The organism is Amylibacter sp. SFDW26 (genome assembly GCF_009184395.1).
In the GTDB taxonomy this organism is placed as follows: domain Bacteria; phylum Pseudomonadota; class Alphaproteobacteria; order Rhodobacterales; family Rhodobacteraceae; genus Amylibacter.
This window is the reverse complement of the sequence record NZ_WEIC01000003.1, coordinates 68,194-94,866: the sequence shown is the minus strand read 5'-3', so window position 1 is coordinate 94,866 and position 26,673 is coordinate 68,194. Positions and strand designations below refer to the sequence as shown.

Below are 26,673 nucleotides of genomic sequence, written 5' to 3'. Positions count from 1 at the left end.
TATGGTCAGCTTGCGCTTTACGCATCCACAATGCCAAGCATCAATGGCTCTTGTGTGGTGATGTTCAATGCAGCAATCGCTGCAAATGCCGCTTCGACTGTTGTGCGTTCCACAGGATGTGTCACGATCATAACAGGGGCCGAAGCATCGTCGTGGCTGAATTGGCGCATGCGATCAATAGATACACTTGCATCTGCCAATGCGGACGATACTTTTGCCATCGCACCAGCCTCGTCTTTTAGATTTAGACGCAAACAAAAGGCCGACTTGCCGCTTGCTTTGGCAATTTTGGCCTCTTTCAATGTGCTTGCAGGTTGACCAAACACAGGCATTTTCAAGCCACGTGCAATATCCATCACATCGCCCATCACAGCACTTGCAGTTGGGCCTTCACCCGCACCCGCACCGCGCATTGCGATTTGGCCTACAGCGTCGCCTTCGACAACAACCATGTTTGTGCCGCCTTCAAGCTGCGCCAATGGTGATGTTGCCGGCACAAGGGACGGGCGCATAGATTGTTCCAACCCTGCATCTGTCATTTCAGCAAGGCCAAGCAGTTTGATACGGAAGCCCATATCACGTGCATGTTCAATATCTTCGATTGTAACCTCGCCAATGCCTTCTAACTCGGCACCCGCAAAGTTCACCTGTGTGCCAAACGCGATAGAGGACAAGAGAACCAGTTTATGTGCGGCATCAATGCCGCCCACGTCTAAATTTGGATCTGCTTCCAAATAGCCAAGTTGGTTGGCCTCTTCGAACACAGTCTCATAAGGCAGGTTCGCACTCTCCATCCGTGTCAGGATATAGTTACATGTACCGTTCATCACACCCATGACGCGGTTGATTTTATTACCAGCTAACCCATCAGTCAGCGCTTTGATAATAGGAATGCCGCCTGCAACCGCAGCCTCATAACGCAGGTTTACGCCTGCATTTTCTGCTGCAACGGCCAATTCTTGACCGTGCATAGCCAGCAAAGCTTTATTCGCAGTGATCACATCTTTACCCGCTGCAATTGCTGCCTCAACAGAAGCTTTTGCTGGGCCACTATCGCCGCCGATCAATTCAACGAAAACGTCGATATCATCGCGCTTTGCCAATTCAACGGCATTATCTTCCCAAGTGTAATCAGACAGATCTACATCACGGTTCTTGGTTTTTGAACGCGCAGATACAGCCGTGATCGTCACAGGGCGACCACCGCGCATTTCCAACATCGTTGCATGCTCTTGGATAATTTTAATAACACCTACGCCAACTGTTCCCAGTCCGGCAATTCCAAGTCTTAATGCATTCGACATCTGCGTCGCTCCGTGTGATTTATGCAGGTTTGTTACCGCAACTGCCCAGTGGGGGCAATGCGCAAGCGGTGTGTATTTTGCGTGTTATTGGGCTAAAGCCTCTAACTTTTCAATCTCTTCGATCGTGGCTTCCACATCAACGTCCGAAGCTTGCTCTAATTCAGCTGTCGGCGACAGTTTTGGCCACTTTGTTTCGGATTTGTATTTTGGGTAATCAAACTCGGGAACAGCGGTTTTGATATCGCATGCTGCTAGCATCATAGGTGTCATAATCAACAGGGATATCGCAAATATGCGCTTCATCGTGTGGCTTTCTATGAAACTATAGTCCACCCCTTGTAGCCGCCACAAAAAAGGCGCGCAAGACGTGTGTTCTACGATATGAGATAAGATACTCTAATTCAATCGAACTGGAGTTTTAAATCGGTGTTGCAACAGTTTGATTTCGTTTTTTGAAATCACGACCCCCTTACGCCATTGATTGTCTTTCATAACTGTTGGGTATTGTTTGCTGTAATCTCGAAATCTATCGTTACTCACGGCAAATGAAATCGGGAGATGCTTCAGGCTACTTAAAACATACTTATCCGCCTGTTCGCCAGCTGGAACTACATAAATTTCATTTGGCTGCAATCCGAAGATATCTTCGAGCATTTTCAATGAATGTTGTACATCACTTGGGAAGGCGCCATGCTTACTGAGCGTGAAAAAAATATTGGCGTCAAAGAAACAAACAATACGGTACCCTTCAGTGCGCAATTGATTGGCGATCATTCCAAGTGGTTGTGCATCTAATCCATTGTCGTGCCCAAAGTGATAAATATTGCTGCCATCAAGAATGACTGTTTTCGCATCTAGTCGTAGATTAGCTATGAAGTCTTGATGATCATTCGCTAACAAAAAATGTATGTTAGCAAAGGTGCTTTTTGTGCGCTTTGTCTGTTTTAAAGCGTTATGGTGGTTCACCCTTCGCACAAAAAATAACCATTGTGTAATGAGTACGACCAAAATGATAAGTATAAAATTCTGATCTATGTCGGGACGCACCAGAAACCACCACAAAGGTAGAATGAAAATTGCTATCAGTAATGAGAAATTTATGACTATGTGAAGCGTTTTTCGTAGCCACCCACCAGAACCGAAACTTGGTTTTTTAGGTTTGATGGCTGTAAGCTTTTCGCCCAATGTAATTGGTTTGTGCTTCATGGTCGCGTTCATTCAAATAAATTGCTAACTTACAGTAAGTCTAGATTGGAATTTTTCGTACTTTTCAGATGATATTCTATAACTTTGTTTTGTCATTTTTGGGGCATCAAGTGCCGCATAGAATTTTTGTGCACCTTTGTTCGTGCCATCTGTTGCCCAGTCAAAACGTGTACATCCTTCTTCGCGGGCCACATCAATAAGGGTTGATAGCAATGCTTTGCCAACGCCTTTGCCTCGTGCATTCGACGACACAAAGAGTTCTTTCATAACTAATGAAATGCCAGCACCAGCTGGAAAGTTCAGCCCCCATGTTGCAAAGCCAAGGGGGATTGTTCCATCAAAAGCAATATGACAGGCCATATGCCGCTCTGCGATGAGTAACGAAATTACACGTTCTTCTTGTTCTGGCGAGGCAGCGGCGACTTGGTAATATGCAAGGCATTCCTGATAGAGAGTGCGAAAAGCATCTATATCTTTTTCATCGAATGCTCTGATTGTTAAGCTCATTTGGTTCTCACTAAAACAATGTAATGAACCTTCAGCTTATGGAACATAAAAAAGGCGCGCAAGACGTGTGTTCTACGCGCCATTAGTCTTTATTCAATTGGCTTTAGAATTTGCCGTCTTCGTTATGCGGTGCATCTGAACCTGGCATATCTGCAATCACATCCCAATGCTCTACGATCAAACCATCCTCAACACGGAACAGGTCATAGAATGCCATCGGTTGGTCGCCAAACACACCATCAGATGCGGTCAGCACAAAGTTCCCTTCGCCCACCACCAAGTGGATTTTGTTATATTTCATCGAAATCCCTTGCTTACCCAATTCCGCAAGGAATGCACCAAGCCCGTCTAGGCCATCCGCAACCAAAGGATTGTGTTGTGTATAGGATGTTGGGTTGATGTATTTGGTGATGTCGACATTTTCACCGTTCATCAAAACTTTCGTCACGAAATCAACAACCAACGCTTTATTCTCTTCGGTTTTATCCAGATCCGTGATTTCGGTTGCGCCGTCTGTTTGGGTATGACCGCTTGGATTTGGCTCGGCCTTCGGGATCATATTATCCCAATGCTCTACGATTTTTCCGTCTTCAATGCGGAAAATATCAAAAGCAATAAGCGGTACTGGACCAAAACCTGTGTATTCGCTGTGCGTTGCCACCAAGTCACCATCACCGATCATGCGGAACGGGATAGCGTTCAGATCAGGTGTGACTAAGCCTTTCAATGCTTCTGTCCCGCTTGGAACGTTTTCATTGTGCTGGATATAGACATCACCCCAATATTTATCGATCGCAGACAGGTCTTTATCGGCGAACAGTTCCTTTAATGCTTGTCCAACAAGTGCCTTGTTCGCAGCGACATCCGCATATGCAGCGCCCGTGAATAAGCTTGCGGCAGTCAAAGCAGCCGTCGTTGTTTTTTTGAGTGTGTTTAGAGTTTTCATTTTGAACCTCATCGTTTCCATAATTGCATTACTGATCCAGATATTGCATTTGGGTATGATTGATAATACGTTGAATGAATATTCACTGTTTGGAAAATCAAACATATGATTGATCATATACGCGCCCTTGCCCTTTTTGCCAAAGCTGCCGAAGCAGGCTCGTTTCGCGGGGCTGCCAAAATGGTTGGTGTGTCGCCATCAGTTGTCAGCGAACAGGTGCGGAATTTAGAAGCGCATCTTGGTGTCGCACTGATATATCGCTCCACACGCCAGTTTTCCTTAACCCCAGATGGCATCGAATTGCTGCAATCGGCTCAAGAGATGGTTCAGACAGTGGAAAATGGGTTTGCGCAATTCATATCCAAGTCAATTCAACCAGTAGGTGAATTGCGACTAAGCATACCTTCGGCGTTAAGCGACAGCGCGATCTGTACGGATTTAGCGGAGTTTGCAAAAGAATATCTCAGCATTGCTTTGCGCATCAATTTTTCTGACGAGCAGCAGGATATCATCCGCGATGGTTACGATATGGCCATTCGGGTGGGGTGGTTAAAAGACAGTTCCTTAAAGGCGAAAAAACTGTCCGATATACGCCGCCTTGTTGTGGCCAGCCCTGAGTATATTGCGAAACATCCAAAGTTGAATGCGCCACAGGATCTGAAAGATTGGGATTTCATTCATCTCACCAGCTTGCCTGAGAAAATATCGTTTAAACACGCACAAAAGGGTGATGTTCAGGTCAAAGGCAAGTCACAGATTTCAGTGGATGATGCATCTGCCATGCGTGAATTCGCAGTGGCAGGGTGCGGTGTTGCTGTGTCTTTGGAATTCAAGATAAGGGAGGATATCACACAGGGTCGTTTGGTTGAGATATTACCAGACTGGACTGTCGAAGCGGCGGGAGCTTATGCCGTTTGGCCTGCAAATGCCCCGCGCAACGGGTTGGTGCGTTTGTTAGTTAAATACTTAGAAGGACGTAAGACGCTTTACTGATAGACACAAAAAAGGCGCGCTCAGTATATACCGAACGCGCCCAATAACTTTAAATATTAAAGCTTACATATCATCGTAAAGTGGGAACTTTGCGCAAAGCTCTGATACTTTAGCGCGAACGCCTGCTTCTACGTCTGCATTGCCGTCTTCGCCGTTTGCAGCCAAGCCGTCTACAACTTCAACGATCATGTCAGCGATTTGACGGAACTCGTCTTCGCCGAAACCACGTGTTGTGCCTGCTGGTGTGCCCAAACGGATACCAGATGTCACTGTTGGTTTTTCTGGGTCAAACGGGATACCGTTTTTGTTACATGTGATGTGTGCACGACCCAAAGCTTTGTCAGTGATGTTACCTGTTACGCCTTTTGGACGTAGGTCTACCAACATCACGTGTGTGTCTGTACCACCTGTTACGATGTCCAAACCGCCTTTGATCAATTGATCAGCCAATGCAACAGCGTTTGCACGCACTTGCTTTTGGTAATCTTTGAACTCAGGGCGCAATGCTTCGCCAAATGCAACTGCTTTCGCAGCAATCACGTGCATCAAAGGACCGCCTTGGATACCTGGGAAGATCGCAGAGTTTGTTTTCTTAAAGATCGCTTCATCGTTTGTAAGGATCATACCACCGCGTGGGCCACGCAATGTTTTGTGTGTTGTTGTTGTTGCAACGTGTGCGTGTGGGAACGGGCTTGGGTGTTCACCAGCTGCTACAAGACCTGCAAAGTGTGCCATGTCTACGTGTAGGTATGCGCCAACGCTGTCTGCGATTTCACGGAATTTTGCGAAATCGATTTGACGAGGTACAGCAGAACCACCAGCGATGATCAATTTTGGTTGGTGCTCTTTTGCCAAAGCAGCCACTTGATCATAATCGATCAAGTTGTCTTCTTTGCGAACGCCGTATTGAACAGCATTGAACCACTTACCAGATTGGTTAGGGGCTGCACCGTGAGTAAGGTGACCACCTGATGCCAAATCCATACCTAGGATCGTGTCACCTGGTTGGATCAACGCTTGGAAAACACCTTGGTTTGCTTGGGAACCAGAGTTTGGTTGAACGTTTGCATATTCACAGCCGAACAATTGTTTTGCGCGGTCATTTGCAAGGTTTTCAGCGATGTCTACATATTGGCAACCGCCATAGTAACGACGACCTGCATAGCCTTCGGCATATTTGTTGGTCATCACAGAACCTTGTGCCTGCATCACTGCTTTAGACACAATGTTTTCAGATGCGATCAATTCGATCTCATCGCGTTGACGGCCCAATTCTTTTGTAATGGAACCGAAAAGTTCAGGGTCACGAGAAGATAGGTCTTCTGTGAAAAATCCAGCGTCACGAGCTGTTGACATAGCACTCACTCCTAAAGGTCTATAAATCTGAGACTGTCCTAGTATATTGGGTTTATGTATGTAAGTTGTAAAACGACAAGGGCGGTGTACAAGACGCCGCATTTCGATGGTTCCTATTGGAAATAAGTTTCCTATAGGAAACTTTACTAAGGTTTTGGTGGGTGAAACCCCTATGAATAAGGTGACGGATTAAATGAGTCGCAAAAAATTAAGCTTCGTAGCGAGTCGCGCAGATGACGCCGGTGACGCATTTGAACTGTTATCTAAGGAATACGGAAACGTTTCTGTGGAAGAGGCTGACGTTATTGTTGCCCTTGGCGGCGACGGTTTGATGTTAGAAACATTGCATTCAACCGAGCATCTGACGACACCCGTTTATGGTATGAACCGTGGTTCTGTTGGGTTCTTGATGAATGAATTTACGGATGAATGTCTGTTCACACGTCTGGAAGAGGCAGAAGAGGCTGTCATTCATCCATTGAGAATGACAGCACAATGCGAAGATGGCACAACTGTTGAATCGCTGGCCATTAACGAGGTCTCATTGATCCGCCACGGTCCGCAAGCGGCAAAACTAAAAATATCCGTAGATGGTCGTGAACGGCTAAGCGAATTGGTTTGTGATGGTGCTTTGTTGTCCACACCTGCGGGTTCCACCGCATACAACTATTCTGCCCATGGGCCGATCTTGCCAATTGGTGCTGAGATTTTAGCACTAACAGCCATGGCCGCCTTCCGCCCGCGCCGTTGGCGTGGTGCGTTGCTGCCGATGTCTGCGCATGTGCGGTTTGATGTGCTGGAACCTGAAAAGCGCCCTGTAAATGCTGTGGCGGATGGCAAAGAGGCGATCCATGTGCTGTCGGTTGAGATTTGCAACGAACCAAATGTTTCGCACCGCATCCTTTTTGATCCAGGCCACGGTTTGGAAGAACGTCTTATTCGGGAACAATTCGTATAAATATGACTAAACTTTTTACGCCCTACACTTTACGCGAGATCACCTTTAAAAACCGCATCGCCGTTTCACCGATGAGCCAATACCGCGCCAAAGATGGCTATGCGAATGACTGGCATCTGGTGCATTTAGGGCGTTTCGCACTGGGGGGCGCTGCGCTGGTCTATGCCGAAGCGACTGCAATCGAGGCTGATGCCCGCCGCACTCATGGGGATTTGGGCATTTGGGAAGATGGTCAGATTGAAAAGCTGAAACAGATCACAAGCTTTATTGCACAAGAGGGTGCAGTGCCCGCCATCCAATTGTCCCATGCAGGCCGCAAAGCATCGGAACGTCGGCCATGGCATGGCGAAACACCTGTGGATGATGAAGATGTTGCCGAACGTGGAGAGGCCCCTTGGCAGGCCATTGGCCCGTCTGCCATTCCCTATGCAGATGGATGGCCGACACCATTGGAAATGTCCGAAGAGGATATTCAACGTGTAATTGCATCCTTTGGCCAAGCCGCTCGCCGCTCCTTGGAAGCGGGCTTTAAGATGATCGAGGTCTATGCTGCACATGGTTTCTTGGTGCATCAGTTCCTGTCGCCGATTGCCAACAAACGCACAGACGGGTGGGGTGGCAATGCAGAAAACCGCAGACGCTTTGCGGTGGAAGTGGCGAAATCCATCCGCGCCCATTGGCCCGACACATACCCGCTGGCTTTCCGCCTCTCTGCAACCGATTGGCTGGATGGCGGAGTTGAGGTCGAAGATACGGTTGAAACAGCGAAAGCGTTAAAAGCCGCTGGCGTAGACATCATCGATTGCTCCACAGGCGGCATCGGCGGCAAAGACCGCCCGCGCCGCATGGTGATCGAACAGGGCTTTCAGGTGCCGTTCGCAGAGCAAATCCGCAAAGATGCTGATTTGCCAACAATGGCTGTCGGATTCTTATGGGATGCAAAAGCTTGCGCAGATTTAATATCAAACGGACAGGCTGACATGGTGGCCCTTGCACGTGAATTGCTAGACGACCCCAACTGGCCACTTCATGCCGCTGCGGAATTAGAAGCAGACGAAAACCACGCCGCATGGCCGATTGAATCAGGTTGGTGGTTGATGAAACGGGATCGGTTGCTGAAGAAGTTGGGGCTGCGATAAGCGATATGAAGATGCTTGAGCTAATCAACGAACACTGGGGTTGGACTGGTTTAAGTGCTGATCGAATTGTGGGACGTAATGAATTTGGAAACTTATTGATTTTAGATGACAGTGGAAAATACTGGCGAATTTGTCCAGAAGAATTGAGCTGTGAGGTAGTAGCGGAAACATCAAATGAGTTTTCCCAACTTACTGAAGATAGTAATTTTATACTTGATTGGGAAATGTCCCAAATAGTCGAAGTTGCGCGCCAAAGTTTAGGTAAACTGAAGGAAGGTAATGCCTACTATCTTGTATTCCCTGGGTTGCTTGGCGGAAAATATGAAGCCGATAATATACGGACTGTATCATTAAGTGAGTTGATTGAATATTCTGGATATTTGGCAAGAGAAATAAAAGACTTACCCGATGGAGCGGAAATAAAATTAAAGGTAATAGATTGATATAAAATATATAATGGATTTTATTAGGTGTTCATTTTCTATTCACCGCACGCCCCCCTAACACTTCCATAACTATTCTCGCTGTATAACTAACCCCGCTAGCAAAAGTGGTTCATGGGTTTTCAAAGGGCGGGTAACAGCGTCAAATGAGGAAACCACCGAAACAACAGTTGGAATAGGCATAGGGGCTATCAACCCCTAGCAGGCATTATACCACACGCAGGTGGCGCCACCTTTTATAACTTACATTACATATAGAGATGCAAAACCTTGTCAGAGAGAATGCTGACAGGGCTAAACCCGTGTCATTCTTTATGATCGCGATTTTCCCACCATGCATGCATGGCGTTAAACATGGCTTCTAGGTTTTTACCGTCTTGGGTTGCTGAATATTCCACACGCGGGGGGACTTCGGCATAGACCTTGCGGGATACCAAACCATCCGCTTCCAAAGCGCGCAATTGATTGGTCAACATTGTTTGTGTGACCCCGTCTATCAACCGACGCAATTCCCCGAATCTTTTGGTGCCCCGAAAGATCAGAATCTGTAGGATCAGCAACTTCCATTTTCCGCCAATCATGCCGATGATCACGGGCGCTGGACAAAGTTCCACCTCACAATCAGGTGGCTGACACACATCTTTCATACGCATTACTCCCTTATTTTATGCATTAGTATTATTTTTGATAGTATATCAAAAAATACTGCCTACTTTTTAAATTGATATATCAGGCCTACGTTTGGTGCAAATCTAATATGACGGAGACCAAACAATGGATATTACCCTTTATACAATCAGCGGCGCACCATGCCCGTGGCGCGTTATGGTCGGTATGGCGATTAAAGGCATCGATTATAAAACCCAATTACTCTCAGGTGCAGATCAAGAACATAAGCAAGATGCTTACCTGCGCATCAACCCGCGTGGCACCATGCCAACGTTGCTTAAGGATGATGTAGTTATTCGCGATTCCATCGCAATTCTGGCATGGCTGGACCGTGCCTTTCCTGAAAATCCTTTATTTGGTGAAACGGCCGATGAGGCGGCCGAGATTTGGCAAAAATCAATGGAAGCTGCTGATTACATTCCTCCTGCTATCAGTGGCCTTTTGCGGCCGATATTTTTCGAAAATGCATCAAAAGCAACACCAGAACTTTTGGAAGCATCAGAAAAGCTGCGCGCAGAATTACAAACGTGGGACGCAATTTTAAAACAGACCAAGTTTCTTGCAGGTGCAATGCCTACTGCGGCTGATGCGGTTGCCTTCCCACATGTGCGGCTTATCCAGCGTGCAATGGATACGAAGTCCGAGATTATGGCTGATTTGGGGCTTGCAAATTTTGATGCATTCACCACTGCAATGTCATCTTGGATTGGGCGTGTTGAAACCGTTTCAGGTGTTGCTCAATCATTCCCACCACATTGGGCCGAAGCGGCATAGGAGAAGGTGATGTCTGAAAACTACAAAAGAACAATTTATGTCAGCGCAAATGCAGATGCAGCCTTTGCGGCTTTGACTTCGGGTTTTGAACATTGGTGGACAAAGCCAGATCAACTTATCCACAAAGTTGGTGATCGTGCCAAATTTACGTTTCCCCCTGGTGTTTCATACTGGACATTTGAGGCGGTGAAGTTGGCACCTTCAACCTATGTGGAATTGGAATGCGTTGATGCGCTTCATATTCATGAAGGTCAGCCAAAAGAGATTGAACAGGAATGGTTGGGATCTTCGTTAAAGTGGAGCATTTCACCAGAAGCAGATGGTACGAAAATCGAACTGGAACATGTTGGCCTAACACCTAATTTGCTGTGCTTTGATATATGCCAAGCGGGCTGGGATATGTTTTTTACGGACAGTTTAAAAGAGTATCTGAACACGGGTGTTGGGAAACCCCATAAAGGGTAAATTTGGAATGCGCCCACATGTTGGGCGCATTCATAAATGTTTATGCTGGCTCAGTCAGTTTCCATTTGGATTGATCAATATCCACAAACGCCTCTACAGCAGCCGTCGCAATCACAGACACGGTGTCATTATCTGTATCCACAACATTCTGCCCACCAAACACGGCTGTGACTTCTGCACGTCCACGCGGCAATGTGGCTGCTACGGCCTCAACATCCACTTTGTCAGGCTCTTGCACACCAATCGTCACTTTCACAGTCATTTCTTCGGATGGAATATCCAACGAACGAAAGAAAATCAGCGAGCTGTGGCGCAATGCATCCTGCACGGCACGGTTGGCGGCTTTGGTGTAATCTTGACCATAAAGATCATTGCCTGCACCCATTTCCAAAATGATACGTTCCACGCTCATGATGCCAACTCCATATCAAAAGACACGACAATGGCTGCATGCGCTACAATGGTAATGCCAGATCCGTCTGGTTTTGGAACATCCAAACCACCTGCTGATGCTTTTACATTGATCTGACCATATGGGAACACAGCTTTCAGTTCATCCACATTCACCTGATCGGGTTGTTGAACGGCAACATCCACATCTACAATCATCGCTTCTTTTGGAAAGCCAAACGCGGGTGCAATGCTGATAGAGTTGTGCCAAAGGGCGTCTTTCAGGGCACGCATCGCAGCCCCCGTGTAATCGGTGCGGCGCAGCGAACTGCCCATACCGAACTCATGTAACATACGTGTTTTTGCCATGCTAAATCTCCTGAAGTTGTGCAAGATATGGCGGGTTTTGCGCGTAAGGGCAAGGCGATCAAAGACTTGCATTTCGGCCAAGCCTGTTGGACAAGGGATAAAAGTAGTTTGGGGGCCAATATGGCGTTAACAGTTCGGCAGCAAGCATCCTATTGGAGCATCGGTTTTGTCGTCTTTCTTTTGGCAATGTGGATGCTGGGCGATATTATTTTGCCCTTTATAACGGGTATGGCGATTGCTTACTTTATGGATCCAATCGCAGATCGATTAGAAACCATGAAGTTTAGCCGTGTATCAGCGACAATTATCATCACTGCTGTTGCTTTGGTTTTTGGCATTATTATGATCGTGTTGTTGGTCCCAATGTTGGTCGAGCAATTGGGGGCTTTGGTAAAAGCCACACCCACATATTTTGCACATATCCAAACGATTTTAGCAGAACGCTTTCCAAGCATGATGGAAGAAGGATCAGCAATTAATCGCGGTCTTCAATCGGTTGCCGGAGTGTTAAAGGGGCAGGGGGCTGCCTTTGCGAATGCAGTACTGGCATCTGCATTTTCAATCTTGGACGCCGTCATCTTTATTATCGTAGCTCCCGTTGTTGCGTTTTATATGATATTGGATTGGGACGATATGATCGAAACTGTGGACAATTGGTTGCCGCGTGATCATTTGGAACAATTGCGCGGCTTAGCTAAAGAAGTAGACAAAGTATTGGCGGGTTTTGTCCGCGGACAACTGACTGTATGTGCGATTTTAGGAACCTTTTATGCTATTGCATTGATGGTTGTAGGGCTGCAATTCGGTTTGGTTGTTGGCCTGATCGCGGGCCTATTAACGTTCATCCCTTATGTTGGTTCAGTCATTGGTGGTGTATTGTCAATTGGTTTGGCATTATTCCAGTTTTGGGGCACCCCTGAATGGATCGTCGTCGTAGCGATCATATTTGTCATTGGTCAGGTTCTTGAAGGGAATGTATTAACGCCTAAATTGGTTGGCGGTTCTGTTGGTCTTCACCCCGTTTGGTTGATGTTTGCATTGTCTGCCTTTGGCGGTTTGATGGGTTTCACAGGTATGTTAGTGGCTGTGCCTGTTGCTGCAATACTTGGCGTCTTCTTCCGCTTTGGTATTGGACAGTATTTGCAGGGTAAACTTTATCGCGGCACAGAGACGATAAAGCCTAAACCTGCGCCAAAACCCCGTAAACGCGCGGCAAAAACGAAGTCATAATAATGCCAGAACAATTGATTTTTGATTTGCCGCCTAAGACGGCTTTTGGACGTGAGGACTTCTTTGTTTCTCCTGCCAATGATGTGGCTGTGCGTATGATGGAAAATTGGCAGTCTTGGGCTTTGGGTAAGTTGGTTTTATGTGGTCCTGTTGGATCAGGCAAAACGCATTTGGCGCAGATTTGGGCTGAGGATGTGGGTGCGATTACATTAAAAGCCAATACATTGGCCTATGAGCGTTTGGAAACTTTGGCAGAACAACCTGTTGTTGTTGAGGATGTGCATAAGCTTGCAGGAGATTCCGATGGTGAAAATGCTTTGTTCCATCTGCATAATTTGATGCACCAAATGGGCCACCCTTTGTTGATGACAGGCAGTGGCGTGATTGCAGAATGGGACATTCAATTACCTGATCTGTTAAGCCGCTTATCGGGCACACAATTAGCACAGCTTTCAACACCTGATGATATTTTACTATCTGTCCTCTTAGTAAAGCTATTTTCAGACCGCCAGATAGATGTAGACCCATCCTTAATCCAATATATCCTTAAGCGCATGGATCGTTCCTTCGCGTTTGCAGGCGATTTGGTGAAAGCCTTGGACCATGCGGCATTAGCTGGTAAAAAACCTATCAATAAACGTCTGGCTGGGCGTGTTCTTGATGAAATGATTGGCGCTTAATATATGAATACGACTGAACCTGATAAAACAGCAGTGATTGATGTGGGTTCAAATTCTGTTCGGCTGGTTGTTTATTATGGCGCAAAACGCGCTCCTTTACAGTTTTTCAATGAAAAAGTCAGTTGCGGTCTGGGCCGTGGGCTAGCAGATAGCGGTATATTAAACCCCGAAGGGCGTAAACGCGCATTGGCGGCGATTGAACGGTTTGTTGGAATTGCAGAGCGTATGGGTGTGAAACAAATCCATACTGTAGCAACAGCAGCTGTGCGTGATGCAAGCGACGGTCAAGCGTTTTGCGATGATGTATTGTTGGCAACGAACATATCATTACGTGTGGTATCAGGGCATGAAGAGGCAGCTCTTTCAGCACAGGGTGTTTTCTTTTGCCGTCCCGAAGCGCAAGCATTGGTTTGTGATATGGGCGGGTCATCTATGGAACTGGCCAAAATCGGAGGGGGTGACATTGAATTGGCGCGTACCTCTGAATTGGGTCCATTACATTTGCAAAAATTTGAAACGGATGAAAAAACCCTTAAAGCTGAGATCAAAATGCAGCTCAAAGGTTTGGCCATAGGGATTGAAGGGCCACATCAGCTTTATTTGATTGGCGGCACGATTCGATCTTTGGCTGCACTGGATATGGCGCGCAAAGACTATCCATTGTCCGTGATCAACGAATACACATTAAATGCAAAAGATTTCAAAGAGTTCTTAAAATGGACGCTTAAACAATCTCGCGAAGAGATCGAAGCTTATGGCGCGGTTAACCTGGATCGCTTGGATTATGTACACCTTGTTGCGCAGGTTATGTTGGGGGTGTTGAAGGCGCTAGATATTGAAAAGGTAACTTTTTCTTCATTTGGCATTCGCGAAGGTGTTCTTTACGAAAAGATGCCGCCGCGCGTGCAGCGTCGTGATCCACTTATTGAAGCGTGTCAATATTTTGAACGTACAGATGCACGTTTCCCTGAATTCGGGACAACGTTATACGCATGGGTTTTAACGTTATTCACCAATGTGGATGAGGATCGTAAACGTTTAATTTGGGCTGCTTGCCTATTGCATGATGTGAATTGGCGTGCACATCCCGATTATCGTGGTGAAGTCAGTTTTGACTACGTCGCCCGTGGTAATTTGCTGGGTTTATCGCATCAAGAATGTATTTTTCTGGCTGTTGCTTTGATCCACCGATACCGCAACAAACCCAAGGCTAAGAAGCTAGCGGAATTGAATGAAATGCTGGCCCCAGAAGATAGAGTGCAAGCTGAAATTGCTGGTCGTGCAATGCGCCTTGGTGCAATGCTAGGCGGCCCTGATGTGGCGCATATGGGCAAGTTAAAACTCGGTAAGGGCAAGCTGATCCTAGGGATTGACCAAGAAAGCGAAGGCTTGGTCGGTGAAGTTGTTGAACGCCGTTTGGGCAGTTTGGCAGCAACAATGGAACTTACGCCCGAAATGCGCATAGAATAAAGGCGTTTCATAATTGCTAATAAACAATATTTCCCATAGACAAGTTGCAATTATGTACACTTAGATCGGAGTTGCGCGCCCATGCGTATGTCACGTTACTTTTTACCAACGCTCAAAGAAAACCCAACAGACGCGCAAATCGTCAGCCATCGCTTGATGTTGCGTGCTGGCATGATCAAACAAGCGTCCTCTGGGATTTATTCATGGCTGCCGATGGGCTTTAAAATTCTGCGTAAATTGGAAAACATTGTGCACGAAGAGCAACAACGCGCTGGGCACAACCCGATCTTGATGCCGACATTACAGTCTGCTGATCTTTGGCGTGAAAGCGGTCGCTACGATGACTACGGCGAAGAGATGTTGCGTATTTCTGATCGTCACGGTCACGATATGCTGTACGGCCCAACGAATGAAGAACAGGTTACGGATATTTTCCGCAGCCATGTGCGATCTTACAAAGATTTGCCGCAAACGCTTTATCAAATCCAGTGGAAGTTTCGCGATGAACGCCGCCCACGTTTTGGTGTGATGCGTGGCCGCGAATTCTTTATGAAAGATGGTTACAATTTTGACATCGATAAAGAAAGCGCAATGCATGCGTACAACCGCCATTTGGTAAGCTACCTACGTACGTATGAACGTATGGGACTAAAAGCCATTCCAATGCGCGCCGACAGTGGCCCGATTGGTGGCGACGATACGCATGAGTTTTTGGTGCTTGCAGATACAGGTGAAAGTGAAGTTTTCTACGACACGAATATTCTTGATCTAACATTGGGTGATCGTGAAGTTGACTACGACAATTGGGACCAATGTGCGGACATTATGAAAGAGTGGACAACACCTTATGCGCGCACAGATGAGACGCATGATGAAGCTTTATTTAATGAAGTGCCAGAGGAACGTCGCAAGGTTTCGCGTGGTATCGAAGTTGGCCAAATTTTCTATTTTGGAACGAAGTATTCAGAAGCAATGAATGCAAAAGTTGTGAATTCAGATGGTAAAGAAGTGCCTGTCCACATGGGATCGCACGGTATCGGTGTGTCCCGTTTGATCGGCGCAATTATCGAAGCCAGCCACGATGATAAAGGTATCATTTGGCCCGAAGGTGTAACGCCATTTGGTGTGGGGATTGTGAATTTGAAGCAAGGTGATGATGAAGCGGATGCCGCTTGTGAAGCTTTATATAAGTCAGCAACGGCGCTGGGCATTGATCCAATTTACGATGACCGTAATGAACGTGCAGGGGGCAAGTTCGCTACGATGGATTTGATTGGCATGCCTTGGCGCATCACAGTTGGCCCGCGCGGTTTGAAAAACGGTGTGGTTGAGCTGACATCACGCAAGTCTGGTGAAAGCGAAGAGATGACACCTGAAATGGCATTGGAAAAATTAACGCAGATTTACGCGAGCGTCTAAGTGGTCAGCATTGTAAATACTGTTGGCGGAATACTATGCGGCTGTGCTTTGTCACAGTTTCCAGAATATTCCCAACAGTATGTGCAACGCATGGGTGGCGCTTTGGATGAATTGGCAACAGTGGTTCAAGATTTTGACAGTTCTGCCAAAAGCGCAGGCTACAATCGCGATGAAGCTTTGGCTGTGATGACGGGGTCTGAATTTTTGGAAAGCCGCCAAAACGATATGCGCCGCACTTTTGATCGCTTCGATACGTTATTTGAGGACTACTCTCGGCTGAAAGATGCCAACGCTTTTAACCGTTTGGCCTATGTTGCGCGCATGCGCGATAGTGAGGTTTTTAAGGGGACTGTAGAGGATTTCAAACCAGCGGTTCCCCTAACCCTTGAAGGTGCCAGCTTTGTGAGCATTGGTTTTCTTTTTGGCTATGGATTATTTGCGGGCTTCATGCGTTTATTGCGCAGAAAACCGAAACAGGTGGCAGCATGAGTACAGGTACAACAAAACCATTCGCAGGCTTTGAATGGATGATCGCATGGCGATATATCAAGGCCAAACGCCGCGAAGGTGGGGTCAGCGTGATGACATGGATTTCGCTGATCGGTATTGCTTTGGCGGTGTTCGCATTGATCGCAACTTTGGCCGTTCGCTCTGGTTTTCGCACAGAATTCACCAATACAATTTTAGGGGCGAATGCTCATGCCTCGATTTATGTATCGCCATATGTTGATCCGCAAGGTGTGACGGTTCGCAGTTTTTCGGATTATGAGGCTAAAGTTGCTGAGATCAAAAAGGTTCCTGGTGTTGTGCGCGTGGCACCCATTGTAAATGCACAAGTGATGGCCTCTGGTAACGGGCGCAATGCAGGTGTGCAGGTGTTTGGCGAAACACTGGATGATCTGAAAACACTTCCACTGATTGCCGAACCTGAAACGCGTATAGGATCTATTGAAGACTTTGAAAATGGTATTGCCATCGGTACAGGTGTAGCGCGTGAATTGGGGCTGACAGTTGGTGATAAGATCACGCTGATTTCGCCAGATGGTGTAAAGACTGCCTTTGGCACCAGCCCACGCGTGGGCAGTTATGATATTGTTTATATATTTGGTGTCGGGCGTTATGACATTGATAAAGTTCGGGTCTATATGCCGCTTGCCGAGGCGCAAGCATTCTTTAACCGCGAAGGTGTGGTTGATGAATTTGAGGTTATGGTCGCGGACCCTGACCGTGTGGATGAAATGACGGGGGAGCTAACGCGCGCAGCGGGTGATCGCAGTCTGGCTTGGACATGGAAAAACGCCAGTGGTGCATTTTTACGGGCTTTGCAGATGGAGGATAACATCATGTTTGTCATCCTTTCGATCCTTGTTCTGATTGCATCGATGAACATCGTATCTGGCTTGATCATGTTGGTGAAAAACAAAGGCCGCGATGTGGGTATTTTGCGTACAATGGGTCTGACAGAAGGATCAGTGATGCGTGTATTCTTTATCTGTGGCGCCTCAATCGGTGTTGTCGGTACTATTGTCGGCGTCATTATGGGCTGCCTGTTTGCACTATATATCGATCCAATTTTCGACCTTGTGAATTACATAGGTGGTGGCGGTGTTTGGGATCCATCGGTGCGTTTGTTGTCGAACCTACCTGCAAAGCTGGAATTAGGGGATGTGCTAAGCGCCGTTGTGTTATCGCTTGGTTTATCCTTCACGATCACAATATTCCCTGCGCGCCGTGCCGCCCGCATGAACCCAGTGGAGGCTTTGCGTTATGAGTGATGTTCTAAGCCTGTCAAAGATTTCCAAAGCCTATAATGCTGGTTTGCCGACCGAAGTTACGGTTCTGTCAAATGTTGATTTAAGCGTGAAAGCAGGCGAAGTTGTTGGACTGGTTGCACCATCAGGTGCGGGTAAATCCACATTGCTGCATATTGCAGGGTTATTGGATACACCAGACAGCGGATCGGTGATGATTTCAGGCCAAGATCAGATTGGTAAATCAGATCGCCGTCGCACGACGACACGTCGCCAAGATGTTGGTTTTATCTATCAATTCCATCATTTGTTGCAGGAATTTACAGCCGAAGAAAATGTTGTGCTGCCGCAATTGGCAAATGGCGTGTCCAAAGTGGATGCTTGCGCACGTGCGCGTGATTTGCTGGGTAAAATTGGCTTGGATCACCGTATCAGTCACCGCCCAGCGGAACTGTCTGGTGGCGAACAGCAGCGCGTTGCATTTTGCCGTGCTTTGGCGAATGCGCCTAAACTGTTGCTGGCGGATGAACCGACAGGGAACTTAGACCCTGCCACCTCTGACACAGTGTTTGATGCGCTGATGGAATTGGTGCGCGGCACTGGATTATCTGCCGTGATTGCTACGCATAACTTAGAATTGGCGCAACGTATGGACCGCGTTGTGCGCTTGGAAAACGGCAGTTTGGTCGACGCTTAATTTTCGCAAATAGTTTGCAATGCCAACCACTGTGGGTCCGTCAGTAACGGCTCATATGGGCCTGTGACAGGGTTACCATCGATCAATGCTTGTGTCGCGTCTGATGCGTTTAAAGTCTTTGCAAAAGGTATGCTTGGTAGGTTGGTGGATTTGAATAGCTCTAGCAATGCCACACTATCTGGTTGGCTCATCGCACCTGTGATACGGTCTTTGGCGAATTGTTCTAGAACGTCACCTTTTATCTCGCCTGTGACCAAAAACGATATCGTTGCAATTGGGCCTGCTTCTAAGAACAACGTGTGCAAAGCTGGGCTTTCATGTTGCAATGCTTTTTCCATCAGAACATAGCCCGCTAAAATCTCAGCCCCATCATAATTTTCAACCAATGTTTTATTGGCCAAGATGATGCCGCCTGGTAAATGCATGCTTTTACGGGCACCTAAATCGGAAATGAACAATGTGCTATGCTCGCCGCCAATCAAACGGTCCTCTAGCTTACGTACAGAGGTTAACGTTTCGCCTTTGCGGCAGGGTGTTCCTGCGTATTGGTTGATATAAGGCATCAATTTCGCGCCGATCTCGCGTGATTTTGCATCGGTGATCGCTGATGTTGTGTAATCGGCCAATGCTTTGGGAAGCCAAAAAATGCTGAGCAACCCAAGTGATGTGACAATTGCCCCCGCAGATAATAGCCGAATGCGCCCGCGGTGTGATCTGGGACGGCGAATTTCTTTGCGGACCTTTTCGATCGCACGATTCATAGTTTGGTCTGTGATTTCTAATGTTTCTGTGTGCTCTTTATCTGGGGCATAAATAGTACAGCCCTCATCAGATGTTACGATTTCAATCGCGCCCAAAGCCCAATGAGTGAGCGGTGTATCTTTGTGATCAGATATAACAAGACTGGATTTTCCAAAGGACACAACAGTTTCTACCTTTTGAGAGGTTTCTGTTTCCTTCCAAAGTCCAAGACTTTCTAACCGTTCAAATTTTTTTAATGCTGTCATCGCCTGATTGACCTTTGCGGCCTTATTCTTGTGATAACTATAACTACAAAATACTAAACCTGCTAGTTTTGTTTACAATACAAAAATTAAATTGTCTTGCCAGAGCTCTATATTGATGATTTCAATCGTTGAACTGGCTTTGAGGATATTTAAAAGCCATCTCCAAATGTCGAATGAATAGAGGGTGGGACGGATCATGCGTGCGCAACCGCAGAATAAAACTTTGCTTGCCGCTGGCTTGGTGGTGTTAGCGATGTCATCCATCGGGTTCTCGGATAATTTGGTTTATTTTATTTCTGATGATATTGGTGTTTGGCAAATGCATGCCATTCGCAATGTAATTTCATGCGTTTTGTTGGCTTTGATCGGCGTGTACCTTAAGTGGGATTTTGTACCTAAGAAAAAGATTTGGGTCTTATTACGTAGCCTGTTCATTACATCTGGTGCGATGCTTTATTTTGCGGTGATTGCTTATATGCCTATCGCTCAAGCTGGCGCTGCGTTGTTTGCGGCACCTATTTTCGTTTTGATCTTTTCCGTTTTGCTGTTCAAAGAACGTATTGGTCTGTGGCGCATTGGTGCGATTTTCCTAGGTTTTATTGGCGTTTTACTCGTCCTAAAGCCCAGCGCGTCTGATTTTTCAATTCTTAGTGTTCTACCGCTTATTGGTGCTGCCTTTTATGCGCTTGGGCTTATCGTGACACGTGTAAAATGCTCGGATGAAGCAGCTGGTGTATTGGCGTTTTGGTTTTTGGCCACGATGGCTATATATGGCATGATTGGGGCAAGTTATTTCTTTTGGATATCACCACCTGCCGAGGCGGACATTACCTTTGCAACACGTGGTTGGATATGGCCTTCGGCCTATGCTACAGGGATTATCACATTGATGGCAGCGATTGCGATGGGTGTTATGACGGCACAAGCCAAAGCATATCAAATGGCGGATGCGTCTTACCTTGCTGTTTATGAATATAGCTTCCTGATATCCGTTGGGTTCTTTGGTTGGGTCATGTGGGGCCAAGCCATGGATTGGCTTTCCATCATTGGTATGGGTGCTATTATCGTATCGGGAGCATTAATCGCGATCCGCAGTAAAGATGCTTGATGGTTGAGATTGTGCATCGGACAGGTTACGTTTTTTTATGATCATATCGCATGGCCGCAAATATATATTTGTTCATATACCCAAGACTGGCGGAACATCTTTAAGTTTGGCTTTAGAAAACAAAGCGATGAAGGATGATGTGCTGATTGGGGATACACCCAAAGCCAAGAATAGGCGCAGCCGTTTGAAAAATGTGAAAGCGTCAGGACGATTGTGGAAACATGCACGACTGACGGATGTTTACGGGTTGATCACACAAGAGCAGATTGAACAGTATTTTGTGTTCACTATTGTGCGTAACCCTTGGGACCGCGTGGTGTCATATTATCATTGGTTAAAGAAACAAACGTTTGATCATCCCGCAGTTAAAATTGCCCAATCGATGCCGTTTGCGGATTTTCTGCGGAACGGGATGATGCAACGCAGTTTCAAAAATGATGCGGCAAAGAGCTATGTCATGGATCATGATGGGATGGACCGATGCAATCTGTATCTGCGGTTAGAACATCTGGCGCAGGACGCTCAGATATTAGAAACCACGTTGGGATTTAAATTAGGGGAATTGCCCCATGATAATAAATCCCAACGCGATAAAGAATATTCAAAGTATTATGATGATACTGGCCGTGAAATCATTGCTGCCGCCTTTGAAGAAGACATCAATCGATTTGGGTATGAGTTTTAGCCAGCCTTCTTTTTCGCTGATTTCAGCCAGTCGTTGCTGATTTTCAAACGTTCTTTGATATCAATGATCGCTTGATCCAACTCTTTACGCTGTTGTTCCATGTCGATCAGGCGTTGCTCACCCAAAATTACGGCACGTTCCATCTGTGTTTTTTGTTGGTCGTCTAAATAGTATAAATCAAGGAGTTCACGCATGTTTTCTAAAGAGAACCCAAAACGTTTCCCTTGTAGAATTAGATTTACACGGACTTGCTCACGTTTGGTATACAAACGCTTTTGACCTTCCCGAATTGGGGCAATCAGTTCTTTGTCTTCATAAAAGCGCAAAGTACGCGCTGTAACTTCAAATTTATCGCACATCTGGCGGATCGTTAAGACAGCATCCATAATATGTCACCTAATTGTTATGTTTGTGGTGGGCATGTATGAAGAAAGATATTCACCTTCAAGTTACACCTTAGGTAACATTTGATTTACGTTACGTTACTTTCCTAAAACAGATTTTGCGTGCGTTCGAAGATCGCTGAGCTCTTTGATTGTCTCTTCTAGTTGAAGTTTACGGTACTCTAATTCCTTAATTTGAGCTTCGGACATTTCCAACCAAGCTTCCATTTGTGTCTTGTGATTTGGGTCTTGGTCATAAAGCTCTAACCATTGACGAATTTCTTCTAACGAGAAACCGAAGCGGCGACCTCGTAAAATTAACTCTAATCGAGCCATCTCTGTGGAGCCGAAATATCGTGTGCGGCCTTCTTTTTCAGGCTGAAGTAACTCAATATATTCGTAATACCGCAGGGTGCGAGGTGTCACGTCGAACTTCTCACACATTTCTTTTAGCGTTAATTTTTCTTGTTCGGCCATTTAAACTCCAACTTTGAGGTCATTTTATTGAATTTGTTTCACTTTTCAAGCTTTTAGAACGACTATGCTATCAAGATTACTTCAACAACCACATCAATTTGGGATCGAAAGTGACGTTGGGTCATATTTTGAAGGATTGCAGAGTTGTAATAAGCTTGTGGGTGTAAGTGAAATTTCAACTTGCGCGTAATTTTAGCAACATGAATAGTATTGCGATTAGCTTTATATAGAAAGTGTTCACATGGAACCTGCTTTGAAAGAAATGGTAGAGCATTTTGCAACGGCTCTTCCGCATTGCAAAGCCTTAAATATGCGTATGGATTTGATCAAGGATGCTCATGTGATCATGTCGATGCCCTATGATGAGCGTTTAATCGGTGATCCTGCTACAGGTGTTATTCATGGTGGTGCGATTTCCGCATTGATGGACAGCTGTGGTGGGGCCTCTGTTTTTACGCATCCTGAGAACAGTAGTGCATCCGTGACTTTGGATTTACGCATTGATTACATGCGATCGGCCAAACCTGGCGAACGTATCTTTGCCGAAGCACATTGTTTTCATGTGACCCGGACTGTGGCCTTTGTCCGTGTTGTTGCTTGGGCAGGAGATCAAAAGGATGAGCCAACAGCGACAGCGACGGGTGCTTTTTCCTTTACACGAAAAAAGAGGGGGGCAGAGTGATGCGCGAAAAACCAGAACCAATCCAAGTGATTAAAACTCGCCGCGATGGTGCATTACTGCGTTTGGTGGATGCCATTCCTTATATCAAGTTTATGGGTATTAGTTTTGAGCGCCGGGGTGACGAGTTGACAGGCACGATGGCTTATTCTGATATGTTGATTGGCAACCCGACTTTACCTGCCATTCATGGTGGTGCAACGGCTGCATTTTTGGAAACGACGGCGATCATTGAATTGGCTTGGTCTGAATTGTGGGGAAAAATTGAAACAGAAAAGTTAAGTGGCGCAGAAATTGAAGAGCTACCTTTGCCTATTTTGCCAAAAACGATTGACTTCACAACAGACTATTTAGCCGCTGGTAAACCGCGCGATATTTACACGCGTGCGCGGATTAATCGGTCAGGACGTCGTTATGCTTCTGTTCATGTGGAGGCATGGCAAGATAATCGCCAAAAGATCATTGGCCAAGCCACGGGGCATTTTTTGATGCCATCTAAGGATGCATAAGTGAGTCAAACTTTAACGCATAAGCGCGTTTTATCTGTAGCCTTACCTATCGTTCTGTCGAATGCTACGATTCCTATTTTGGGTGCAGTTGATACTGGTGTTGTCGGGCAATTGGGTGATGCAGTCCCGATTGGTGCCGTGGGTATTGGCGCCATTATAATTAGCGGTATTTATTGGATGTTTGGCTTTTTGCGTATGGGGACGACGGGTCTTACTGCGCAAGCTATTGGAGAAAAGAATGTAGGTGAAACAGCTGCCCTTCTAACACGGACATTGATTATTGGTGTTGCGGCAGGCCTGTTGGTGATGCTGTTGCAAATCCCGCTGTTTTGGCTTGCTTTTAAAGCAGCCCCTGCAACACCCGAAGTGGAAACGATGGCTCATGGGTATATGCAAATTCGCATATATTCAGCACCTGCTGCGATTGGGCTTTATGGTATTACGGGCTGGTTGTTGGCACATGAACGCACGCGCGCGGTGTTGGTTCTGCAAGTCTGGATGAATGGATTGAACATTGTTTTGGATTTGCTGTTCGTATTGCAGTTCGGATGGGGGGTAGAGGGGGTTGCTATTGCGACTTTCCTTGCGGAATGGAGTGGTTTTGCCCTTGGTATATTCTTAGCCCGCGATGTGTTCGGCAATGCTTTGTGGCGCAACTGGGAACAGGTGTTTGATCGTATCCGTTTAACGCGCATGGCCATTGTGAACAGCGATATTATGCTGCGGTCTATGATGTTAAAGGCGTCCTTTATGACGTTCTTGTTCATGGGAGCTCGCTTTGGCAACGTTACGCTTGCGGCCAATCAGGTGCTGTTGCAGTTCATGGAAATTACAGCCTATGCGATGGATGGTTTTGCGATATCTGCCGAAGCATTGGTGGGGCAAGCTTTGGGAGCTAAGAACCGCAACCAATTTAGGCGCAGTGTGTATCTGTCATGTTTCTGGGGTGTTGCAATTATTTCGGTTATGGCACTTATGTTCTGGTTGTGTGGCGGTTGGGTTATTGATGTGATGACCAATGCTGCAGATGTGCGCATAGATGCGCGTGAATACCTGCCGTGGATGGTCTTGGCGCCAATCGCGGGTGTAACATGTTGGATGCTGGACGGTGTGTTTATTGGGGCAACACGTAGCAAGGACATGCGGAATATGATGTTTTTATCTGTGGTGATCTACATCATAGCCCTGTATTTTCTGGTACCAGTATATGGCAACCACGGTTTATGGGCCGCATTGAATGTATTGTTCATAGCACGCGGGGTAACACTGGCTTGGAAATACCCAGCGTTGGAAGCATCGGTTGAAAAAGCTTAGAGAATATCCAGAACGGATTCTGGTGGACGACCGATAGATGCCTTGCCGTTGTGTAATACAACTGGACGTTCGATTAAGATCGGTTGTGAAATCATGGCATCAATCAGAACGTCAGATGGATCTGTTTTTGATAGGCCCGCCTCTTTGAACCGTGCATCGCCTGTACGCATCAATTGTACGGCTTCAATTCCCAACAACTCCAGCACATTTGTGATTTTAGCTTTTGTCGGTGTATCACTGATGTAATCGATGATTTCAGGGTCAAAACCATTGTCTTTTAACAGTTGCAATGTTTGGCGTGACTTTGAACAGCGCGCATTGTGCCAGATGGTGGGTTGGCTCATAGGTAGGTGTCTCTGTCTACGCCAATAGCATCAGAAATATGGGCATATCCGTCTTGCTCTAACAAGCGATCTAAACCGCGTGTGATATCATTCACCATAGAGAAACCACCGTATACCAAAGCCGTATAAAGCTGGACGGCTGAAGCCCCCGCTTTGATTTTGGCATAGGCTTGTTCTGCTGTGGAAATGCCACCAACGCCGATCAATGGAACCTCATCTTGTAAGAGGTTTGAGAATTGCGCCAAAACGCGTGTCGACATATCGAACAATGGCGCACCAGCAAGACCGCCTGTTTCATGGGCATGTTCGCTTTGTAACCCATCGCGTGTGATGGTTGTGTTCGTCGCAATTACCGCATCAATGCGTGACATGCGCGCGACATAACAGATGTCTTCGATATCGGTTGGGGTTAGATCTGGGGCGACTTTCAGGAAAATCGGAATATGATGATCCAACTGATCGCGCGTTTCCATCACACCAGCCACCAATGCCGTTAATGCGCTGCGACCTTGAAGATCACGCAGTTTTTCGGTGTTAGGTGAGGAGACGTTGATTGTAGCGAAATCCACGTAAGGGCCACATGTTTCCAACACCTTCACATAATCAATCGCACGGTGTGAACTGGTTTTATTGGCACCTAGATTAATGCCAACGATACCTGTTTTAGGGCGTTGTGACAGGCGGTTGGCTATTATACGCATGCCTTCGTTGTTAAAACCGAAACGGTTGATTGATGCTTGATCTTCCACCAAGCGGAATAAGCGTGGTTTTGGGTTGCCATCTTGGGGTTTTGGTGTTGCGGCACCCACTTCAATAAAACCAAATCCAGCTTTTAGAAGCGGGCTTATAACCTGAGCATTCTTATCAAAACCTGCAGCCAACCCAACAGGGTTTGGGATATCCAAACCTGCGATCGTGGTTTTTAGGCGGTCAGATGTGTAGGGGCCTTTGCTGGTCACCAAACCCATGTTCAAGGCTTTCACAGCCAAAGAATGACCCAGTTCTGGGTCCAGTTTGAACATGGCGGATAGGCCGATTTTTTCTAATAGGTTCATGCCATATCCTGTGGGAACTGATGAATGCCGTCTTTTATTGGTAAAGGTTTGGCCCAAAGTACATCCGTCATTTGTAGCATTGCGAATAAATGCGGGAACAGATCGTCATTGCGAGAGACTTCCCATTTCAATGCGTCCCCCAATGCATCACTATCACAGGCAAGCAGCATTAAACCGTCAATGCCCGCGAAATGCTTTGCAGCGGTTTCGGCGGCTTGGGTCGCGGTCGAGAAATGAATGAACCCGTCTTGTAAATCAATTGGTGCACCTTGCGTTTCGCCCGATGCTTGAAATGCAGCCCATTCATCTGCGTGGAATATCTTATAAATCAACATGATTTTTCAGA

The 26,673-nt window shown here is 46.5% G+C and carries 33 protein-coding genes; 18 read left to right on the top strand and 15 right to left on the bottom strand.

Features of this window, described 5'->3' with window-relative positions:
- Positions 1 to 17 precede the first annotated feature (17 nt).
- The 5 genes from F9L33_RS09960 to F9L33_RS09940 form a co-directional block, all read right to left on the bottom strand.
- A complete protein-coding gene (locus tag F9L33_RS09960; RefSeq protein ID WP_152142641.1) occupies positions 18 to 1,304 on the bottom strand; it encodes a homoserine dehydrogenase in 1,287 nt (428 codons plus the stop codon).
- A gap of 84 nt (positions 1,305 to 1,388) precedes the next feature.
- On the bottom strand, positions 1,389 to 1,607 hold the full coding sequence (locus F9L33_RS09955) for a hypothetical protein (RefSeq protein WP_152142640.1): 219 nt from the start codon (positions 1,605 to 1,607) through the stop codon (positions 1,389 to 1,391).
- Between the two features lie 93 nt (positions 1,608 to 1,700).
- On the bottom strand, positions 1,701 to 2,522 hold the full coding sequence (locus tag F9L33_RS09950; protein WP_152142639.1) for a hypothetical protein: 822 nt from the start codon (positions 2,520 to 2,522) through the stop codon (positions 1,701 to 1,703).
- A 12-nt stretch (positions 2,523 to 2,534) separates the two neighbouring features.
- Positions 2,535 to 3,017, bottom strand: a complete 483-nt coding sequence (locus F9L33_RS09945) for a GNAT family N-acetyltransferase (protein WP_152142638.1) — start codon at positions 3,015 to 3,017, stop codon at positions 2,535 to 2,537.
- Positions 3,018 to 3,120: 103 nt separating this feature from the next.
- On the bottom strand, positions 3,121 to 3,963 hold the full coding sequence (locus tag F9L33_RS09940) for a nuclear transport factor 2 family protein (protein WP_152142637.1): 843 nt from the start codon (positions 3,961 to 3,963) through the stop codon (positions 3,121 to 3,123).
- A 105-nt stretch (positions 3,964 to 4,068) separates the two neighbouring features.
- Here F9L33_RS09940 and F9L33_RS09935 point away from each other — a divergent pair, with 105 nt between their 5' ends.
- The gene (locus F9L33_RS09935; protein ID WP_152142636.1) at positions 4,069 to 4,956 is read left to right on the top strand and encodes a LysR family transcriptional regulator; all 888 of its coding nucleotides are present in this window, start codon (positions 4,069 to 4,071) and stop codon (positions 4,954 to 4,956) included.
- 63 nt (positions 4,957 to 5,019) lie between these two features.
- Here the strand turns inward: F9L33_RS09935 and glyA are convergent, their stop codons facing one another.
- Positions 5,020 to 6,312, bottom strand: a complete 1,293-nt coding sequence (gene glyA, locus F9L33_RS09930; protein WP_152142635.1) for a serine hydroxymethyltransferase — start codon at positions 6,310 to 6,312, stop codon at positions 5,020 to 5,022.
- A gap of 193 nt (positions 6,313 to 6,505) precedes the next feature.
- On the opposite strand from glyA, the gene F9L33_RS09925 reads away from it, so the two are divergent.
- The 3 genes from F9L33_RS09925 to F9L33_RS09915 are packed head-to-tail and all read left to right on the top strand — an operon-like array spanning position 6,506 to position 8,852.
- Positions 6,506 to 7,270 carry an NAD kinase gene (locus F9L33_RS09925; protein ID WP_152142634.1) on the top strand — a complete coding sequence of 255 codons (765 nt, stop codon included), beginning with the start codon at positions 6,506 to 6,508 and terminating at the stop codon, positions 7,268 to 7,270.
- A 2-nt stretch (positions 7,271 to 7,272) separates the two neighbouring features.
- Entirely contained in the window at positions 7,273 to 8,409 is a 1,137-nt protein-coding gene (locus tag F9L33_RS09920) for an NADH:flavin oxidoreductase/NADH oxidase (RefSeq protein WP_226804074.1), read from the top strand.
- Entirely contained in the window at positions 8,361 to 8,852 is a 492-nt protein-coding gene (locus F9L33_RS09915) for a T6SS immunity protein Tdi1 domain-containing protein (protein WP_226804072.1), read from the top strand. The genes F9L33_RS09920 and F9L33_RS09915 overlap by 49 nt, the downstream gene beginning before the upstream one ends.
- 305 nt (positions 8,853 to 9,157) lie before the next feature.
- Here the strand turns inward: F9L33_RS09915 and F9L33_RS09910 are convergent, their stop codons facing one another.
- Entirely contained in the window at positions 9,158 to 9,499 is a 342-nt protein-coding gene (locus F9L33_RS09910; RefSeq protein ID WP_152142632.1) for a helix-turn-helix domain-containing protein, read from the bottom strand.
- 127 nt (positions 9,500 to 9,626) lie between these two features.
- Between F9L33_RS09910 and F9L33_RS09905 the strand changes: the two genes are divergently transcribed.
- Together F9L33_RS09905 and F9L33_RS09900 are read left to right on the top strand one after the other, a co-directional pair.
- Positions 9,627 to 10,295, top strand: coding sequence for a glutathione S-transferase family protein (locus tag F9L33_RS09905; protein WP_152142631.1), 669 nt, complete (start codon positions 9,627 to 9,629; stop codon positions 10,293 to 10,295).
- A gap of 9 nt (positions 10,296 to 10,304) precedes the next feature.
- A complete protein-coding gene (locus tag F9L33_RS09900) occupies positions 10,305 to 10,760 on the top strand; it encodes an SRPBCC domain-containing protein (RefSeq protein ID WP_152142630.1) in 456 nt (151 codons plus the stop codon).
- A 40-nt stretch (positions 10,761 to 10,800) separates the two neighbouring features.
- On the opposite strand, the gene F9L33_RS09895 is transcribed toward F9L33_RS09900, so the two are convergent.
- Together F9L33_RS09895 and F9L33_RS09890 are read right to left on the bottom strand one after the other, a co-directional pair.
- The gene (locus F9L33_RS09895) at positions 10,801 to 11,172 is read right to left on the bottom strand and encodes a Lin0512 family protein (RefSeq protein ID WP_152142629.1); all 372 of its coding nucleotides are present in this window, start codon (positions 11,170 to 11,172) and stop codon (positions 10,801 to 10,803) included.
- On the bottom strand, positions 11,169 to 11,519 hold the full coding sequence (locus F9L33_RS09890; RefSeq protein WP_152142628.1) for a Lin0512 family protein: 351 nt from the start codon (positions 11,517 to 11,519) through the stop codon (positions 11,169 to 11,171). Before F9L33_RS09890 ends, F9L33_RS09895 begins: the two co-directional genes overlap by 4 nt.
- A gap of 120 nt (positions 11,520 to 11,639) precedes the next feature.
- Here F9L33_RS09890 and F9L33_RS09885 point away from each other — a divergent pair, with 120 nt between their 5' ends.
- The 7 genes from F9L33_RS09885 to F9L33_RS09855 all read left to right on the top strand — a co-directional run bounded on the left by F9L33_RS09885 (position 11,640) and on the right by F9L33_RS09855 (position 18,766).
- Positions 11,640 to 12,749, top strand: coding sequence for an AI-2E family transporter (locus F9L33_RS09885; protein ID WP_152142627.1), 1,110 nt, complete (start codon positions 11,640 to 11,642; stop codon positions 12,747 to 12,749).
- A gap of 2 nt (positions 12,750 to 12,751) precedes the next feature.
- A complete protein-coding gene (locus tag F9L33_RS09880; RefSeq protein WP_152142626.1) occupies positions 12,752 to 13,429 on the top strand; it encodes a chromosomal replication initiator DnaA in 678 nt (225 codons plus the stop codon).
- A gap of 3 nt (positions 13,430 to 13,432) precedes the next feature.
- Positions 13,433 to 14,899 (top strand): Ppx/GppA phosphatase family protein, encoded by a 1,467-nt coding sequence (locus F9L33_RS09875; RefSeq protein ID WP_152142625.1) that lies wholly within the window; start codon positions 13,433 to 13,435, stop codon positions 14,897 to 14,899.
- An 81-nt stretch (positions 14,900 to 14,980) separates the two neighbouring features.
- Positions 14,981 to 16,318: a proline--tRNA ligase gene (gene proS, locus F9L33_RS09870; RefSeq protein WP_152142624.1), complete on the top strand. Its 1,338-nt coding sequence runs from the start codon at positions 14,981 to 14,983 to the stop codon at positions 16,316 to 16,318.
- A complete protein-coding gene (locus F9L33_RS09865) occupies positions 16,319 to 16,807 on the top strand; it encodes a DUF2937 family protein (protein ID WP_152142623.1) in 489 nt (162 codons plus the stop codon). It begins immediately after the preceding gene.
- Entirely contained in the window at positions 16,804 to 18,093 is a 1,290-nt protein-coding gene (locus tag F9L33_RS09860) for a lipoprotein-releasing ABC transporter permease subunit (RefSeq protein WP_152142622.1), read from the top strand. The genes F9L33_RS09865 and F9L33_RS09860 overlap by 4 nt, the downstream gene beginning before the upstream one ends.
- Positions 18,086 to 18,766: an ABC transporter ATP-binding protein gene (locus F9L33_RS09855; protein ID WP_152142621.1), complete on the top strand. Its 681-nt coding sequence runs from the start codon at positions 18,086 to 18,088 to the stop codon at positions 18,764 to 18,766. The genes F9L33_RS09860 and F9L33_RS09855 overlap by 8 nt, the downstream gene beginning before the upstream one ends.
- Here the strand turns inward: F9L33_RS09855 and F9L33_RS09850 are convergent.
- On the bottom strand, positions 18,763 to 19,773 hold the full coding sequence (locus F9L33_RS09850; protein ID WP_152142620.1) for a hypothetical protein: 1,011 nt from the start codon (positions 19,771 to 19,773) through the stop codon (positions 18,763 to 18,765). The two genes, F9L33_RS09855 and F9L33_RS09850, sit on opposite strands and share 4 nt — an antisense overlap.
- Positions 19,774 to 19,969: 196 nt before the next feature.
- Here F9L33_RS09850 and F9L33_RS09845 point away from each other — a divergent pair, with 196 nt between their 5' ends.
- Entirely contained in the window at positions 19,970 to 20,881 is a 912-nt protein-coding gene (locus tag F9L33_RS09845) for a DMT family transporter (RefSeq protein WP_152142619.1), read from the top strand.
- A gap of 37 nt (positions 20,882 to 20,918) precedes the next feature.
- Positions 20,919 to 21,566 carry a sulfotransferase family 2 domain-containing protein gene (locus F9L33_RS09840; protein WP_152142618.1) on the top strand — a complete coding sequence of 216 codons (648 nt, stop codon included), beginning with the start codon at positions 20,919 to 20,921 and terminating at the stop codon, positions 21,564 to 21,566.
- On the opposite strand, the gene F9L33_RS09835 is transcribed toward F9L33_RS09840, so the two are convergent.
- Both F9L33_RS09835 and F9L33_RS09830 read right to left on the bottom strand, forming a co-directional pair.
- The gene (locus tag F9L33_RS09835) at positions 21,563 to 21,955 is read right to left on the bottom strand and encodes a MerR family DNA-binding transcriptional regulator (RefSeq protein ID WP_152142617.1); all 393 of its coding nucleotides are present in this window, start codon (positions 21,953 to 21,955) and stop codon (positions 21,563 to 21,565) included. The two genes, F9L33_RS09840 and F9L33_RS09835, sit on opposite strands and share 4 nt — an antisense overlap.
- 93 nt (positions 21,956 to 22,048) lie before the next feature.
- Positions 22,049 to 22,426: a MerR family DNA-binding transcriptional regulator gene (locus F9L33_RS09830; RefSeq protein WP_152142616.1), complete on the bottom strand. Its 378-nt coding sequence runs from the start codon at positions 22,424 to 22,426 to the stop codon at positions 22,049 to 22,051.
- Positions 22,427 to 22,667: 241 nt separating this feature from the next.
- Between F9L33_RS09830 and F9L33_RS09825 the strand changes: the two genes are divergently transcribed.
- Genes F9L33_RS09825 through F9L33_RS09815 form a run of 3 tightly spaced genes read left to right on the top strand, consistent with a single transcriptional unit; the run spans position 22,668 to position 24,928 of the window.
- The gene (locus F9L33_RS09825) at positions 22,668 to 23,108 is read left to right on the top strand and encodes a PaaI family thioesterase (protein WP_152142615.1); all 441 of its coding nucleotides are present in this window, start codon (positions 22,668 to 22,670) and stop codon (positions 23,106 to 23,108) included.
- Positions 23,108 to 23,614 carry a PaaI family thioesterase gene (locus tag F9L33_RS09820; protein WP_152142614.1) on the top strand — a complete coding sequence of 169 codons (507 nt, stop codon included), beginning with the start codon at positions 23,108 to 23,110 and terminating at the stop codon, positions 23,612 to 23,614. The genes F9L33_RS09825 and F9L33_RS09820 overlap by 1 nt, the downstream gene beginning before the upstream one ends.
- Positions 23,615 to 24,928 (top strand): MATE family efflux transporter, encoded by a 1,314-nt coding sequence (locus F9L33_RS09815; protein ID WP_152142613.1) that lies wholly within the window; start codon positions 23,615 to 23,617, stop codon positions 24,926 to 24,928.
- Here F9L33_RS09815 and arsC read toward each other — a convergent pair.
- The 3 genes from arsC to F9L33_RS09800 are packed head-to-tail and all read right to left on the bottom strand — an operon-like array spanning position 24,925 to position 26,662.
- Positions 24,925 to 25,272, bottom strand: a complete 348-nt coding sequence (gene arsC / locus F9L33_RS09810; protein WP_152142612.1) for an arsenate reductase (glutaredoxin) — start codon at positions 25,270 to 25,272, stop codon at positions 24,925 to 24,927. The two genes, F9L33_RS09815 and arsC, sit on opposite strands and share 4 nt — an antisense overlap.
- Entirely contained in the window at positions 25,269 to 26,327 is a 1,059-nt protein-coding gene (locus tag F9L33_RS09805; RefSeq protein ID WP_152142611.1) for a quinone-dependent dihydroorotate dehydrogenase, read from the bottom strand. The genes arsC and F9L33_RS09805 overlap by 4 nt, the downstream gene beginning before the upstream one ends.
- Positions 26,324 to 26,662, bottom strand: a complete 339-nt coding sequence (locus F9L33_RS09800) for a DUF952 domain-containing protein (protein ID WP_152142610.1) — start codon at positions 26,660 to 26,662, stop codon at positions 26,324 to 26,326. Before F9L33_RS09800 ends, F9L33_RS09805 begins: the two co-directional genes overlap by 4 nt.
- Positions 26,663 to 26,673: the final 11 nt, after the last annotated feature.

Excerpts from the sequence above, each read along its gene's own strand:
- F9L33_RS09960 (WP_152142641.1), bottom strand. The coding sequence starts at position 1,304 with ATGTCGAATGCATTAAGACTTGGAATTGCCGGACTGGGAACAGTTGGC.
- F9L33_RS09955 (WP_152142640.1), bottom strand. The coding sequence starts at position 1,607 with ATGAAGCGCATATTTGCGATATCCCTGTTGATTATGACACCTATGATG.
- F9L33_RS09950 (WP_152142639.1), bottom strand. The coding sequence starts at position 2,522 with ATGAACGCGACCATGAAGCACAAACCAATTACATTGGGCGAAAAGCTT.
- F9L33_RS09945 (WP_152142638.1), bottom strand. The coding sequence starts at position 3,017 with ATGAGCTTAACAATCAGAGCATTCGATGAAAAAGATATAGATGCTTTT.
- F9L33_RS09940 (WP_152142637.1), bottom strand. The coding sequence starts at position 3,963 with ATGAAAACTCTAAACACACTCAAAAAAACAACGACGGCTGCTTTGACT.
- F9L33_RS09935 (WP_152142636.1), top strand. The coding sequence starts at position 4,069 with ATGATTGATCATATACGCGCCCTTGCCCTTTTTGCCAAAGCTGCCGAA.
- glyA (WP_152142635.1), bottom strand. The coding sequence starts at position 6,312 with ATGTCAACAGCTCGTGACGCTGGATTTTTCACAGAAGACCTATCTTCT.
- F9L33_RS09925 (WP_152142634.1), top strand. The coding sequence starts at position 6,506 with ATGAGTCGCAAAAAATTAAGCTTCGTAGCGAGTCGCGCAGATGACGCC.
- F9L33_RS09920 (WP_226804074.1), top strand. The coding sequence starts at position 7,273 with ATGACTAAACTTTTTACGCCCTACACTTTACGCGAGATCACCTTTAAA.
- F9L33_RS09910 (WP_152142632.1), bottom strand. The coding sequence starts at position 9,499 with ATGAAAGATGTGTGTCAGCCACCTGATTGTGAGGTGGAACTTTGTCCA.
- F9L33_RS09905 (WP_152142631.1), top strand. The coding sequence starts at position 9,627 with ATGGATATTACCCTTTATACAATCAGCGGCGCACCATGCCCGTGGCGC.
- F9L33_RS09900 (WP_152142630.1), top strand. The coding sequence starts at position 10,305 with ATGTCTGAAAACTACAAAAGAACAATTTATGTCAGCGCAAATGCAGAT.
- F9L33_RS09895 (WP_152142629.1), bottom strand. The coding sequence starts at position 11,172 with ATGAGCGTGGAACGTATCATTTTGGAAATGGGTGCAGGCAATGATCTT.
- F9L33_RS09890 (WP_152142628.1), bottom strand. The coding sequence starts at position 11,519 with ATGGCAAAAACACGTATGTTACATGAGTTCGGTATGGGCAGTTCGCTG.
- F9L33_RS09885 (WP_152142627.1), top strand. The coding sequence starts at position 11,640 with ATGGCGTTAACAGTTCGGCAGCAAGCATCCTATTGGAGCATCGGTTTT.
- F9L33_RS09880 (WP_152142626.1), top strand. The coding sequence starts at position 12,752 with ATGCCAGAACAATTGATTTTTGATTTGCCGCCTAAGACGGCTTTTGGA.
- F9L33_RS09875 (WP_152142625.1), top strand. The coding sequence starts at position 13,433 with ATGAATACGACTGAACCTGATAAAACAGCAGTGATTGATGTGGGTTCA.
- proS (WP_152142624.1), top strand. The coding sequence starts at position 14,981 with ATGCGTATGTCACGTTACTTTTTACCAACGCTCAAAGAAAACCCAACA.
- F9L33_RS09860 (WP_152142622.1), top strand. The coding sequence starts at position 16,804 with ATGAGTACAGGTACAACAAAACCATTCGCAGGCTTTGAATGGATGATC.
- F9L33_RS09855 (WP_152142621.1), top strand. The coding sequence starts at position 18,086 with ATGAGTGATGTTCTAAGCCTGTCAAAGATTTCCAAAGCCTATAATGCT.
- F9L33_RS09850 (WP_152142620.1), bottom strand. The coding sequence starts at position 19,773 with ATGACAGCATTAAAAAAATTTGAACGGTTAGAAAGTCTTGGACTTTGG.
- F9L33_RS09845 (WP_152142619.1), top strand. The coding sequence starts at position 19,970 with ATGCGTGCGCAACCGCAGAATAAAACTTTGCTTGCCGCTGGCTTGGTG.
- F9L33_RS09840 (WP_152142618.1), top strand. The coding sequence starts at position 20,919 with ATGATCATATCGCATGGCCGCAAATATATATTTGTTCATATACCCAAG.
- F9L33_RS09830 (WP_152142616.1), bottom strand. The coding sequence starts at position 22,426 with ATGGCCGAACAAGAAAAATTAACGCTAAAAGAAATGTGTGAGAAGTTC.
- F9L33_RS09825 (WP_152142615.1), top strand. The coding sequence starts at position 22,668 with ATGGAACCTGCTTTGAAAGAAATGGTAGAGCATTTTGCAACGGCTCTT.
- F9L33_RS09820 (WP_152142614.1), top strand. The coding sequence starts at position 23,108 with ATGCGCGAAAAACCAGAACCAATCCAAGTGATTAAAACTCGCCGCGAT.
- arsC (WP_152142612.1), bottom strand. The coding sequence starts at position 25,272 with ATGAGCCAACCCACCATCTGGCACAATGCGCGCTGTTCAAAGTCACGC.
- F9L33_RS09805 (WP_152142611.1), bottom strand. The coding sequence starts at position 26,327 with ATGAACCTATTAGAAAAAATCGGCCTATCCGCCATGTTCAAACTGGAC.
- F9L33_RS09800 (WP_152142610.1), bottom strand. The coding sequence starts at position 26,662 with ATGTTGATTTATAAGATATTCCACGCAGATGAATGGGCTGCATTTCAA.